The organism is Roseivivax jejudonensis, assembly GCF_900172265.1.
GTDB classification, from domain to species: domain Bacteria; phylum Pseudomonadota; class Alphaproteobacteria; order Rhodobacterales; family Rhodobacteraceae; genus Roseivivax; species Roseivivax jejudonensis.
This window is the reverse complement of the sequence record NZ_FWFK01000005.1, coordinates 244187-256787: the sequence shown is the minus strand read 5'-3', so window position 1 is coordinate 256787 and position 12601 is coordinate 244187. Positions and strand designations below refer to the sequence as shown.

Annotated in this window: 11 protein-coding genes; 7 read left to right on the top strand and 4 right to left on the bottom strand. The window is 67.2% G+C overall.

Going from position 1 to position 12601, the window contains the following annotated elements:
* Position 1: 1 nt before the first annotated feature.
* The 3 genes from ROJ8625_RS14830 to ROJ8625_RS14820 all read right to left on the bottom strand — a co-directional run bounded on the left by ROJ8625_RS14830 (position 2) and on the right by ROJ8625_RS14820 (position 2269).
* Entirely contained in the window at positions 2 to 547 is a 546-nt protein-coding gene (locus ROJ8625_RS14830; protein WP_085792674.1) for an NnrU family protein, read from the bottom strand.
* 7 nt (positions 548 to 554) lie between these two features.
* Positions 555 to 1406 (bottom strand): HpcH/HpaI aldolase/citrate lyase family protein, encoded by an 852-nt coding sequence (locus ROJ8625_RS14825; protein ID WP_085792673.1) that lies wholly within the window; start codon positions 1404 to 1406, stop codon positions 555 to 557.
* A 107-nt stretch (positions 1407 to 1513) separates the two neighbouring features.
* Positions 1514 to 2269: a sulfite exporter TauE/SafE family protein gene (locus ROJ8625_RS14820; protein ID WP_143535138.1), complete on the bottom strand. Its 756-nt coding sequence runs from the start codon at positions 2267 to 2269 to the stop codon at positions 1514 to 1516.
* Between the two features lie 165 nt (positions 2270 to 2434).
* Here ROJ8625_RS14820 and mdh point away from each other — a divergent pair, with 165 nt between their 5' ends.
* Entirely contained in the window at positions 2435 to 3397 is a 963-nt protein-coding gene (gene mdh, locus ROJ8625_RS14815) for a malate dehydrogenase (protein ID WP_085792672.1), read from the top strand.
* 6 nt (positions 3398 to 3403) lie between these two features.
* On the opposite strand, the gene ROJ8625_RS14810 is transcribed toward mdh, so the two are convergent.
* Positions 3404 to 4432, bottom strand: coding sequence for a glycosyltransferase family 2 protein (locus ROJ8625_RS14810; protein ID WP_085792671.1), 1029 nt, complete (start codon positions 4430 to 4432; stop codon positions 3404 to 3406).
* A 277-nt stretch (positions 4433 to 4709) separates the two neighbouring features.
* Here ROJ8625_RS14810 and sucC point away from each other — a divergent pair, with 277 nt between their 5' ends.
* The 6 genes from sucC to odhB all read left to right on the top strand — a co-directional run bounded on the left by sucC (position 4710) and on the right by odhB (position 12562).
* On the top strand, positions 4710 to 5903 hold the full coding sequence (gene sucC / locus ROJ8625_RS14805) for an ADP-forming succinate--CoA ligase subunit beta (RefSeq protein ID WP_085792670.1): 1194 nt from the start codon (positions 4710 to 4712) through the stop codon (positions 5901 to 5903).
* Positions 5904 to 5938: 35 nt separating this feature from the next.
* Complete coding sequence (locus ROJ8625_RS14800) at positions 5939 to 6517, top strand: hypothetical protein (protein ID WP_159456777.1); 579 nt, start codon at positions 5939 to 5941, stop codon at positions 6515 to 6517.
* Entirely contained in the window at positions 6517 to 6846 is a 330-nt protein-coding gene (locus ROJ8625_RS14795; RefSeq protein ID WP_085792668.1) for a hypothetical protein, read from the top strand. The genes ROJ8625_RS14800 and ROJ8625_RS14795 overlap by 1 nt, the downstream gene beginning before the upstream one ends.
* A 56-nt stretch (positions 6847 to 6902) precedes the next feature.
* Entirely contained in the window at positions 6903 to 7790 is an 888-nt protein-coding gene (gene sucD / locus ROJ8625_RS14790) for a succinate--CoA ligase subunit alpha (RefSeq protein ID WP_085792667.1), read from the top strand.
* A 142-nt stretch (positions 7791 to 7932) separates the two neighbouring features.
* On the top strand, positions 7933 to 10908 hold the full coding sequence (locus ROJ8625_RS14785; protein ID WP_085792666.1) for a 2-oxoglutarate dehydrogenase E1 component: 2976 nt from the start codon (positions 7933 to 7935) through the stop codon (positions 10906 to 10908).
* Positions 10909 to 10912: 4 nt separating this feature from the next.
* Complete coding sequence (gene odhB / locus ROJ8625_RS14780) at positions 10913 to 12562, top strand: 2-oxoglutarate dehydrogenase complex dihydrolipoyllysine-residue succinyltransferase (protein ID WP_085792665.1); 1650 nt, start codon at positions 10913 to 10915, stop codon at positions 12560 to 12562.
* Positions 12563 to 12601: the final 39 nt, after the last annotated feature.

The following is a 12601-nucleotide window of genomic DNA, read 5'->3' as shown; positions in this document are numbered from 1 at the left end:
CCTACCCCGCAAACGGCCAGACGCCGAGCCAGGCGTGGATGGCGGTGATGATCGCGTACATGGCGATCGTGATGACGACGAGAAGGACATCCTTGCGGGCCGGGCCGGGCTCGGGGCGCACCCATGCCTCGCTGCGATTGATGACGATCACCTCGGCCACCGCCCAGGCGAGCATCGCGCCGAACAGGAGTATGGAGGCGAGATCGCCGTTCACCAGAAGGTGCGCGACGGCCCAGATCTTGACCGCGGTCAACTGCGGATGGCGCAGCTTGCCGCGCAGGCGGCCGGTGGTGGCGCTCATGCCGTAAACGAAGACCGCCGCCACCATCAGCAGGTTGTTGACGTGCACGAGGAAGGCCGGCGGCGTCCAGACCCCGATGAACGGGGCCTGCCGGTAGCCGAGAATCATCAGCACCAGAGCCACGAGCAGAACGACGGCGAGCGCGCCCTTGCCGGCGCCGCCGAGACGGGCGCGGGCGTCCGGCGCCGCGCGTTTGAAGAGATGCGCCGCCACCCAGAGGGCGATGCCGAGGACGAGAAGGATCATGGCTGGCTTACTCCGCTGCGATCGCGCCGATCGCCTCGGCTTGTGCCAGAACCTTGCGGGCCGTGTCCACGTGCAGGTTCTCGACGATCCGGCCATCGACGACGGCGACACCCTGCCCCTCGGCGGCGGCGGCCTCGTAGGCGGCGATCTGGCGGCGTGCGAGGTCGATCTCGGCCTCGGAAGGCCCGAAATGCGCGTTCGCGGTCTCGACCTGGGCGGGATGGATCAGAGTCTTGCCGTCAAAGCCCATGTCGCGGCCCTGCCGACATTCCACCGCCAGCCCGTCGACATCCTTGAAGGCATTGTAGACGCCATCGACGATCACCCGGCCGTGGGCGCGCGCGGCGATGACGCAGAGCCCGAGGCCCGACATGACCGCCACGCGATCGTCGGTGGCGCGGGCGCCGAGCTCCTTCACGAGATCGTTCGTGCCCATGACCATGCCCTCGAGGCGGGGATGTGCGGCGATCGCCGGCGCCTCGATCATGCCGCGCGGCGTCTCCATCATCGCCCAGACCGGGCGGTCCCCGGTGATACGAGCGAGCGCGTCGATCTGCGCCGGGTTCTCGACCTTGGGCAGCAGCACCGCGTCGCACGACATCATGGCGGCGGCCTCTGCGTCGGCCTCGCCCCAGGCGCTGTCGCGACCGTTGATCCGGACGATGCGGTAGCGCGCGCCGAAGCCACCCGCCTCCAGCTCGCGGGCGAGTGTCGCGCGCGCCTCGTCCTTTTCGTCGGGCGACACCGCGTCCTCGAGGTCGAAGATGATCGCGTCGACAGGCAGCCCGCGCGCCTTCTCGATCGCGCGCGGTTTCGAGCCAGGGATATAGAGCACGGATCGGAACGGACGGAGCTGCATCGGCGGCCTCCTCGCAGTCGCGGCAACAAAGTTGCGCGAGTGAGGCCACTTCTTTGCAAAATGTTCAAGCGGAAAATGCCGCATTGCAGCGGAAAGCGGCCGCGCCGTCAGGTGAGCGCGTCCCAGACCAGCTTTGTCCCGGTCACGGTCAGGAGGGTGTAGGTCAGTGCGAAGAACGCCCGCTCGGGGACGAGCCAGTGCAGCCGCACGCCGATCCAGGTGCCGAGGATCGCCATCGGCGCCAGCGCGAGATCGAGCAGCAGCGTGTCGCGGGTGAAGATGCCCATGCCGGCATAGATCCCGGCCTTTGACAGGTTGATCGCCCAGAAGACCAGCACCGTCGTCGCCTGGAAGGTCGTCTTGTCGAGCTTTCGGCCGAGCAGATAGACCGCCGCGGCCGGGCCGCCGGCATGGCTGACGAAGCTGGTGAAGCCGAGGGTCACGCCCGCGGCGGCGCCGGCGACCGGACCCATCGGCCGCTGGCCGAGGCGGATCAACCCCGACGCCAGGGCCGCCTGCCACGCGACGAACAGGAGCGCGACGAGCCCGATCAGGAAGCGGATCGCGTCGGGGTCGGCGCGGTCGTAGAAGAGCGCGCCGGCGGCGACACCCGGCAGGCCGGTCAGGATCAGGAGCCGTGCGTCGCGCCAGTTCCATCGCCTCCAATAGGCCGGGAGCGCGGTCACGTCGATCAGCATCAGCAGCGGCAGCATGATCCCGAGCGCGGCGCCCGGCTCGAGCACCAGCGCGAGGATCGCCGCGCTTGCGAACGCGGCGCCCGATCCGAATCCGCCCTTCGAGATCCCGGCAAAGAGAACCGCCGGAAGGCCGACCGCCAGCGCCGACCAGCTCAGGATGTCCACGCGATGTCTCCGTTCTCGCCGCTTCTGACGGTGTGGCTTAGCCCGGGCGCCGGCGCTTGCCCATGCCGGACGCGCCGGGCGGAGGCGGGCGGCGCCCTTGCGCGCATGCGCGCATGGGACTAGCCATGCGCCCAAACAATGCCACCGGAACCGGAGACAGTGACCATGGCCAGACCCAAGATCGCGCTGATCGGCGCGGGACAGATCGGCGGCACGCTCGCCCACCTCGCCGCGATGAAGGAACTCGGCGACGTCGTGCTGTTCGACATCGCCGAAGGCATCCCCGAGGGCAAGGCGCTCGACATCGCCGAATCGGGCCCGGCCGAGGGCTTCGACGCGGCACTCAAGGGCACGTCGGACTATGCAGACATCGCCGGCGCCGACGTCTGCATCGTGACCGCCGGCGTTCCGCGCAAGCCGGGCATGAGCCGCGACGACCTGCTGGGCATCAACCTCAAGGTGATGAAGGCCGTCGGTGAGGGCATCAAGGCGAACGCGCCGAATGCCTTCGTCATCTGCATCACCAACCCGCTCGACGCGATGGTGTGGGCGCTGCGCGAATTCTCGGGCCTGCCGCACGAGAAGGTCTGCGGTATGGCCGGCGTTCTCGACAGCGCGCGCTTCCGCCACTTCCTGAGCCTGGAGTTCGGCGTGTCGATGCGCGACGTGTCGGCTTTCGTGCTGGGCGGGCACGGCGACACGATGGTGCCGCTCGTCCGCTACTCGACCGTGGCCGGCATCCCGCTTCCGGATCTGGTCGACATGGGCTGGACGACGCAGGAGAAACTCGACGCGATCGTGCAGCGCACCCGCGACGGCGGCGCCGAAATCGTCGGCCTGCTGAAGTCCGGCTCCGCGTTCTACGCGCCCGCGACCTCGGCGATCGAGATGGCCGAGGCCTACCTCAAGGACCAGAAGCGGCTCCTGCCCTGCGCGGCATGGTGCGACGGCGTTCTCGGGCTCAAGGGTCTCTATGTCGGCGTGCCGACCGTGATCGGCTCCGGCGGCATCGAGCGCATCGTCGACATCAAGATGACCAAGGACGAACAGGCGATGTTCGACAGCTCCGTCAACGCGGTGAAAGGCCTCGTCGACGCGTGCAAGGGCATCGACGAGACGCTCGCCTGACGTGACCTACCGGGCGGGCTTGGCCTTGGTGGCCAGGCCCGCGCCGGCTTCCTCCATCCAGCGGTCGTGCGTCGCAGCGGAGAGGTCGACCGATGCGGCAAGGCCGTAGGCCGCCAGTGCCGGCGCCGGATCGAACGACAGATCCAGAATGTACCCTTCCGCCGCCAGCCGGGCTTCCTCGTCCGGGCGGACGGTCTTCAGCCGGTCATGCGCGCCGGCGAGAGCTGCCTCGAGGTCCGGCTCGGCCGACAGCTCTTCGGCGAGCGTTGCGCGCCAGGGCAACTGATGGCGCGTCGGTCCCTTTTCCTCTCGCGCGATGTATCGCGCCGTCTTCGCGATCCAGTGCTTCCGCGTCAGCCCGTCGAAATGCAGGATCCGCAGCCCATCGGCGTAGTCGCGCCTGATCCGCCGGTTCGCGGCGCGGCCGAGCCGCGGTGCATGTATGCCCATCAGCAATCCCTGTCGCCCCTTGGGCGCGAAGGCCTTGCCCGAGACATGGCCGCTCAGGCCGCCCGAGGTGAGCCGCGCGATATCCGGATCGAGGATGTCGGACCGCTCCGGCGGCACCTGGGCGCGGAACACTCCGTCGAAGATCGTGCGCTGCGGCACGCCGGCGCGGAACGCGCGCTCCACGTTGGCGATCTTCAGCGCGTCGACCGAGGCACCGTCGAGGACCTCGGGAACCGGTCGCTCGGGCCAAAGGTACTCGTCCGCGTCGAGGTGCAGCAGCCAGTCGACACTTTCCTGCGCGTAGGCGTGATCGGCGTTCAGGACTTGCCGGCGCTCCTGTCCGCGCGGGCGCTTTCCGGATTGGACCCCGCGCCAGTAGCCCCGATCGCATGCGACCACGCTGCAGGCCGGGATCTGCGCCAGAAGCGTCATCGTTTCGTCGTCCGGCGCATCGAGATAAATGTGGATGCGCGCGGCGCCGAGCGCGGCGTGCCACGCCGCGAACGCGGCCGTCACCGCCGGGGATTCGGCTTGGGTGGACACGACGCCCCAGGTTGGACCGGGTGCGCCGAATTCGGGCGGCATGGCCTGCTCCGGTTTTTTGTCGTCTGCTCTCGGGGCGACCGTAGCAGCGAGATTTTTGCGCGTCCCCGCCAGACGTTAACCCGCGTCGACGCGGTTCGGGACTGTTGCCGTTGGGCCCGTTCGATTCGATGGGCAAAGTGTGATCACACGCCGGCGGGCTGTGACCACAAACGTCGGAAAATACCTTTGATCGCTCCGATCTTGCGATAATCCCTTTAAAACCCCCGTGCGCGCATGGCTAGGTGCAGGCAAGCGAAGCAATTTCGGGACAGTCCTCATGAATATCCACGAGTATCAGGCCAAGCAGCTTCTGCGCAGCTACGGTGCGCCGGTTTCCGATGGCCGGGTCGTGCTGCGCGCGGAAGAGGCCAAGACCGCGGCGGGCGCGCTCGACGGACCGCTCTGGGTGGTCAAGGCGCAGATCCACGCCGGCGGGCGCGGCAAGGGTTCGTTCAAGGAGTCCGATGCGGGCGAAAAGGGCGGCATCCGACTCGCCAAGTCGGTCGAGGAAGCCGCGGACGAAGCCAAGAAGATGCTCGGCAAGACGCTCGTGACGCACCAGACCGGCCCGTCCGGCAAGCAGGTGGGCCGCATCTACATCGAGGAGGGCTCCGACATCGAGCGCGAGCTCTACCTCGCGCTTCTGGTGGACCGCGTGTCCTCGCGCATCTCGTTCGTGTGCTCCACCGAAGGCGGCATGGACATCGAGGAGGTCGCGGCCTCCACGCCCGAAAAGATCCTGTCCTTCCCGGTCGATCCGGCCACCGGGTACCAGCCGTTCCACGGCCGCCGCATCGCGTTCGCGCTCGGCCTCAGCGGCCAGCAGGTCAAGCAGTGCGTGAAGCTGATGGGCATCCTCTACAACGCCTTCGTCGAGAAGGACATGGAGATGCTCGAGATCAACCCGCTGATCGTCACCGACAAGGGTGATCTCAAGGTGCTCGACGCCAAGCTCGGTTTCGACTCCAACGCGCTTTACCGCCAGGCCGATGTCGCGGAGCTGCGGGACGAGACCGAAGAGGATCCAAAGGAGCTTCAGGCGTCCAAGTACGACCTCAACTACATCGCGCTCGACGGCGAGATCGGCTGCATGGTCAACGGCGCCGGCCTTGCCATGGCGACGATGGACATCATCAAGCTCTACGGTGCCGAGCCCGCCAACTTTCTCGATGTCGGCGGCGGCGCAACGAAGGAAAAGGTCACCGAGGCGTTCAAGATCATCACGTCCGACAAAAACGTGAAGGGTATCCTCGTGAACATCTTCGGCGGCATCATGCGCTGCGACGTCATTGCGGAGGGCGTGATCGCCGCGGTCAAGGAAGTCGGTCTCGAGGTCCCGCTGGTTGTCCGCCTCGAGGGCACCAACGTGGAGCAGGGCAAGACGCTCATCAACGAGAGCGGGCTCAACGTGATCGCCGCCGACAGCCTGTCGGACGGCGCCCAGAAGATCGTGAAGGAAGTCAAAGGGTGACGATGGAACGGCGGCTCCGGACAGGGACCGTCCTGATGGCGGCCGGTCTGGCTCTTTGGGCGTGTGGCCCGAACGAGGGCCTGCCGCCGGACCGCGAGGGCCTGATGGGCGGGATCCCCGCCTCGGCCCGGGGCCCGTTCGACGTTCGTGCCGCGGTCGCGGAGGCGACGCGCGCCTGCATTCGCAGCGAGCTCGACGGCCCGGCAACATTGCGGTCGCTGGAGCAGTCCGGCTGGACCCCGTTTCGCGACATGGATCTTGGCGGCTACGCGAAGTTCTACGGCGGGAACAAGACGGGGCCGTTCGCTCCGGCCGACTACGTGCGGGTCGGCGACCGCACCGCGCGCACCGACTGCGAGATTCAGGTGCCGCGCGCCAGGGGTCGGGAATTCTATCCGGTGGTCCTCGCCGAGTTCGAACGGTTGGGCTACGGCCGGTTCGACTACCGTGATGCGCCGCGTTTCTTTCGCGACGGGGAACGGTTCATCGTGACCGGACGCTACAATGTCACCACCTCGGCGTGGGCACATTTCGATATCGGCCGCGTCGATGGCGCATCCGACCGGACGTGCCGCGATCCGAATGTGCCTGACACCGCAAAGAGGGGCTGCTGATGCGCTTTCCCGAACGAGACGACCTCACCGACCGACTGTCCGACTACACACCGCTGATCGCCGGCGTGGCGATGATCGGCGCCGGGCTGCTGATGCGGCGCACCGCGCCCGAGACGCTGCGGCTGCCCGAACCGTCGCCGCGGCCGAAATCGCTGCGCGACGTGCGATCCGGCAGTGACGCGGCGCGCGCCGCGCGCGACGGCATCGCGCGGTTCATTCCGCAGAACCTGACCAAGACGCTCGGCCGATCGCTGATCCTCATGGGTGCGGCGACGATCGCCGTGCGCATGCTCGACGAACTCGTGGACGACGATTCCGCGCGATACTGACAAACGACCGGGCGGGCCCGACGCGGCCCGCCCAGAGGGACAAAGGACGAAACGACATGGCAATTCTCGTCGACGAGAACACCCGGGTGATCTGTCAGGGCCTCACGGGCTCTCAGGGGACCTTCCACACCGAGCAGGCGATCGCCTACGGCACGAAGATGGTCGGCGGCGTGACGCCCGGAAAGGGCGGCCAGACCCATCTCGATCTGCCTGTCTTCGACAGCGTGCACGCGGCCAAGGCGAAGACGGACGCCAATGCCAGCGTGATCTACGTGCCGCCGCCGTTCGCCGCGGACTCGATCATGGAAGCGATCGACGCGGAGATGGAGCTGATCGTCTGCATCACCGAGGGCATTCCCGTCCTCGACATGATGAAGGTCAAGCGCGCGCTCGAAGGGTCGAAATCCGTGCTCGTCGGCCCGAACTGCCCGGGCGTCATCACGCCGGATGCCTGCAAGATCGGCATCATGCCCGGCCACATTCACAAGCGCGGCAAGGTCGGGGTGGTATCCCGCTCCGGCACGCTTACCTACGAGGCCGTGAAACAGACGACTGACGTCGGCCTCGGCCAATCCACCTGCGTCGGTATCGGTGGCGACCCGATCAAGGGGACGGAGCATCTCGACGTGCTGGAATGGTTCCTCGACGACCCCGAAACCGAGGCGATCATCATGATCGGCGAAATCGGCGGATCCGCCGAGGAAGACGCCGCGCAGTTCCTCGCAGACGAGAAGAAGAAGGGCCGCTGGAAGCCGACCGCCGGCTTCATCGCGGGCCGCACCGCGCCTCCGGGCCGCCGCATGGGCCACGCGGGCGCCATCGTCGCCGGCGGCAAGGGCGGTGCCGACGACAAGATCGAGGCAATGAAGTCCGCCGGCATCGTCGTGGCCGACAGCCCGGCGACGCTGGGCGAGGCGGTGGTCGAGGCGATCGACAAGGGATGATCCGTCCGGTGCGGCACGCGCCGCACCGGGCACGCGACGAAGCCCACCGGCGCCGTCGCACAACGATACGAGACGGGGCGGCCCCGGCGTCATGCCGGGGCGCACCCATGCCCGGAGCCGGGCGCATCAGGAGACCAGAGACATGACCGACCAATCTCCGAACGACCTCTTCCACGCCTCCAGCTTCATGCAGGGCGCGAACGCGGACTATCTGGAGCAGATGTACGCCCGCTACGCCAATGACCCGAACGCGGTCGACGAGGCTTGGCAGGCCTTCTTCAAGGGGCTCGGAGACGACGAGATCGCGGTCAAGAAAGAGGCCGACGGCCCCTCTTGGGCGCGCCGTGACTGGCCGCCCGAGCCGCAGGACGACGTGACTGCCGCGCTCACCGGCAACTGGCCGATGCCGATGGTCCCCGCCGAGGCGAAGGGCGCGGCCGACAAGATCCGGGACAAGGCCGAGGCGCAGGGCGTCGCGCTGACCGACGACCAGATCCAGCGCGCCGTGCTCGACTCGATCCGCGCGCTGATGATCATCCGCGCTTACCGCATCCGCGGCCATCTGGACGCGCAGCTCGACCCCCTCGGCATGCGCAACCGCGGCCAGGAGCATCCCGAGCTCGACCCGAAATCCTACGGCTTTACCGACGCCGACATGGACCGGCCGATCTTCATCGACAACGTGCTCGGGCTCGAGATCGCGAGCCTGCGCGAGATCGTGGGTGTGCTGAAGCGCACGTATTGCGGCACGTTCGCGCTGCAGTACATGCACATCTCCGATCCCGAACAATCCGCCTGGCTGAAGGAGCGGATCGAGGGCTACGGCAAGGAGGTGAAATTCACCCGTGAGGGCCGCAAGGCGATCCTGAACAAGATGGTCGAGGCCGAAGGCTTCGAGAAGTTCCTTCACGTCAAATATACCGGCACCAAGCGCTTCGGTCTCGACGGCGGCGAAAGCCTCATCCCGGCGATGGAGCAGATCATCAAGCGCGGGGGCAATCTCGGCCTGAACGAGATCGTCATCGGCATGCCCCACCGCGGCCGTCTGTCGGTGCTCGCCAACGTGATGGGAAAGCCCTACCGCGCGATCTTCAACGAGTTCCAGGGCGGCAGCTTCAAACCCGAGGATGTCGACGGGTCGGGAGACGTGAAGTATCACCTCGGCGCCAGCCATGACCGCGAATTCGACGGCAACAACGTGCACCTGTCGCTTACGGCGAACCCCTCGCACCTCGAGGCGGTGAACCCCGTCGTTCTGGGCAAGGTCCGCGCCAAGCAGGACCAGATGAAGGACGAGACGCGCACGCGCGTGCTGCCGATTCTTCTGCACGGCGACGCCGCCTTCGCCGGTCAGGGCGTCGTGGCCGAGTGTTTCGCCCTGTCGGGGCTGCGCGGTCACCGCACCGGCGGCACGATCCACCTCGTGGTGAACAACCAGATCGGCTTCACCACCGCGCCGCACTTCTCGCGGTCCTCGCCCTACCCGACGGACAACGCGCTGGTGGTCGAGGCGCCGATCTTCCACGTCAACGGCGACGACCCCGAGGCCGTGGTGCACGCCGCCAAGGTCGCCACCGAGTTCCGCCAGAAGTTCGGCAAGGACGTGGTGATCGACATCTTCTGCTACCGGCGGTTCGGCCACAACGAGGGCGACGAGCCCATGTTCACCAACCCGCTGATGTACAAGCAGATCAAGGGCCACAAGACGACGCTCACGCTCTACACCGAGCGGCTGGTCAAGGACGGGCTGATCCCCGAGGGCGAGATCGAGGACATGAAGGCCGCCTTCCAGTCCCATCTCAACGAGGAGTTCGAGGCCGGCAAGAACTACAAGCCCAACAAGGCCGACTGGCTCGACGGGCGGTGGTCGCATCTCGACAAGCAGCAGCAGGGCAAATACCAGCGCGGCAAGACGTCGATCAAGCGCGAGACGCTCGACGCGGTCGGCAAGGCCATCACCAAGGTGCCGGAGGGCGTGGTGATGCACCGCACCGTCAGTCGCCTGCTCGACAACCGGCGGCAGATGTTCGAGACCGGCAAGGGCTTCGACTGGGCCACCGCAGAGGCGCTCGCCTTCGGGTCTCTCCTGACCGAGGGGTACCCGGTCCGGCTGTCGGGTCAGGATTCGACACGTGGCACGTTCTCGCAACGGCACTCCGCGATCATCGATCAGGAAACCGAAGAGCGGTATTACCCGCTGAACCACATTCGCGACGGCCAGGCCCGGTTCGAGCCGATCGACTCGGCACTGTCGGAATACGCGGTGCTCGGCTTTGAATACGGCTACTCGCTGTCGGAGCCGAACGCTCTCACCCTTTGGGAGGCGCAGTTCGGCGACTTTGCCAACGGCGCGCAGATCATGTTCGACCAGTTCATCTCCTCGGGCGAGTCGAAATGGCTGCGAATGTCCGGGCTCGTCTGCCTGCTGCCGCACGGCTACGAGGGGCAGGGCCCCGAGCACTCGTCGGCCCGACTCGAACGCTGGCTGCAGCTCTGCGGACAGGACAACTGGATCGTGGCGAACTGCTCGACCCCGGCCAACTACTTCCACATCCTGCGCCGGCAGCTGCACCGCTCGTTCCGCAAGCCGCTGATCCTCATGACGCCGAAATCGCTGTTGCGGCACCGCCTGTGCGTGTCCGACGCCGAGATGTTCGTCGACGGATCGTCCTTCCACCGCGTGCTGTGGGACGATGCCGAGCTGGCCGAGAGCGAGTTCAAGCTCAAGCCCGACTCCGAGATCCGCCGCGTGGTCCTGTGCTCCGGCAAGGTCTATTACGACCTGATGGAAGAGCGGAACGCGCGTGGGCTCGACGATGTCTACATCATGCGCGTCGAACAGTTTTATCCGTTCCCCGCGGTGTCGGCGGTCAAGGAGCTCGAACGCTTCAAGCAGGCCGAGGTGATCTGGTGCCAGGAAGAGCCCAAGAACCAGGGCGCCTGGTCCTTCATCGAGCCCAATATCGAATGGGTGCTCGGCCGGATCGCGGCCGCGCATCCGCGGCCGCGTTATGTCGGCCGCGCCACGTCGGCCTCGCCCGCCACGGGCCTGGCCTCCTCGCACAAAGCCCAGCAAGAGGCGCTCGTCGACGAAGCGCTGACGATCGAAGGAAAGTGACCCAATGACCGAAGTGCGCGTGCCCACCCTGGGCGAGTCCGTGACAGAGGCGACTGTGGCGACCTGGTTCAAGAAGCCCGGCGACAGCGTCGCGGTCGACGAGATGCTCTGCGAACTGGAAACCGACAAGGTGACGGTCGAGGTGCCCTCGCCCGCCGCCGGCACATTGTCCGACATCGTCGCCGACGAGGGCGAAACCGTCGGCGTGGATGCGCTCCTCGCCAATATCGAAGAGGGCGCATCGGGCTCCGGTGACGGCGGCGGCAGCAGCAGCGGCAGCAGTGGCAGCAGCGGCGGCAAGGCCGACGCGGGCTCGAAAGAGACCGAGGAGGCGCCCAAGAAAGAGGTCGCCGATGCCGGCGGGCCGCAGGGCGACGATACCGGCACCAAGATGGACGTGATGGTCCCCACCCTCGGTGAAAGCGTGTCCGAGGCGACGGTTGCGACCTGGTTCAAGAAGGAGGGCGACGCGGTCGAGCAGGACGAGACCCTGTGCGAACTCGAGACCGACAAGGTCTCGGTCGAGGTCCCCGCGCCCGCCGCCGGCACCCTCGCCGAGATCGTGGCGACCGAGGGCACCACTGTGCAGGCCGACGCAAAGCTCGCCGTGATCGCCACCGGGTCCGCCGGGGCCGGCGCGTCCGAGTCGACGGCCCCCAAGGCGGGGGCCGACCACGGCGGCGATGCGCCCGCCAAAGCACCGGGCGCGACGCAATACGACACGCCGCCGGCCGGCGACGGCGGCCCCGGCCGCTCCGACATAGAGGACGCGCCTTCGGCCAAGAAAGCGATGGCCGAGAAAGGCGTCAGCCGTGATCAGGTGCAGGGCTCGGGCCGCGACGGCCGGGTGATGAAGGAAGACGTCTCGCGCGCGCTGTCGGCCACCAACCAGCCCGCCGCGAAACAGACGGAAGCGCCGAAGGCGCCGCGCGCGCCCGTCCCGGCCGAGGACGAGAGCCGCGAAGAGCGCGTGAAGATGACGCGCCTGCGCCAGACCATCGCCCGGCGCCTCAAGGACGCGCAGAACACGGCCGCCATGCTCACGACCTACAACGAGGTCGACATGACCGAGGTCATGGCGCTGCGCTCGGAGTACAAGGAGCTGTTCGAGAAGAAGCACGGCGTGCGGCTCGGCTTCATGTCCTTCTTCACCAAGGCCTGCTGCCACGCGCTGAAGGAAGTGCCGGAGGTCAACGCCGAGATCGACGGCACCGATATCGTGTACAAGAACTTCGTGCACATGGGCATCGCCACAGGCACGCCCACGGGGCTGGTCGTGCCGGTGATCCGCAACGCGGATTCGATGTCGTTCGCCGACATCGAGGCGGCGATCAACGAGAAGGGCAAGCGCGCGCGCGACGGCAAGCTGTCGATGGCCGAAATGCAGGGCGGCACGTTCACGCTGTCGAACGGCGGCGTTTACGGCTCGCTGATGTCCTCTCCGATCCTGAACCCGCCGCAATCGGGCATTCTGGGCATGCACAAGATCCAGCAGCGCCCGATGGTCGTCGATGGCCAGATCGTCGCGCGGCCGATGATGTATCTGGCGCTTAGCTACGATCACCGCATTGTCGACGGCAAGGGCGCGGTCACGTTCCTCGTCCGCGTCAAGGAGGCGCTGGAGGACCCGCGCCGGCTGCTGATGGATCTCTGAGCCGACCTCGCAACCGGCGGAGGCGGTTTTCCCGGCCGC

Coding starts and splice junctions, on each gene's coding strand:
- ROJ8625_RS14830 (WP_085792674.1), bottom strand. CDS start 547: ATGATCCTTCTCGTCCTCGGCATCGCCCTCTGGGTGGCGGCGCATCTC.
- ROJ8625_RS14825 (WP_085792673.1), bottom strand. CDS start 1,406: ATGCAGCTCCGTCCGTTCCGATCCGTGCTCTATATCCCTGGCTCGAAA.
- mdh (WP_085792672.1), top strand. CDS start 2,435: ATGGCCAGACCCAAGATCGCGCTGATCGGCGCGGGACAGATCGGCGGC.
- ROJ8625_RS14810 (WP_085792671.1), bottom strand. CDS start 4,432: ATGCCGCCCGAATTCGGCGCACCCGGTCCAACCTGGGGCGTCGTGTCC.
- sucC (WP_085792670.1), top strand. CDS start 4,710: ATGAATATCCACGAGTATCAGGCCAAGCAGCTTCTGCGCAGCTACGGT.
- ROJ8625_RS14800 (WP_159456777.1), top strand. CDS start 5,939: ATGGCGGCCGGTCTGGCTCTTTGGGCGTGTGGCCCGAACGAGGGCCTG.
- ROJ8625_RS14795 (WP_085792668.1), top strand. CDS start 6,517: ATGCGCTTTCCCGAACGAGACGACCTCACCGACCGACTGTCCGACTAC.
- sucD (WP_085792667.1), top strand. CDS start 6,903: ATGGCAATTCTCGTCGACGAGAACACCCGGGTGATCTGTCAGGGCCTC.
- ROJ8625_RS14785 (WP_085792666.1), top strand. CDS start 7,933: ATGACCGACCAATCTCCGAACGACCTCTTCCACGCCTCCAGCTTCATG.
- odhB (WP_085792665.1), top strand. CDS start 10,913: ATGACCGAAGTGCGCGTGCCCACCCTGGGCGAGTCCGTGACAGAGGCG.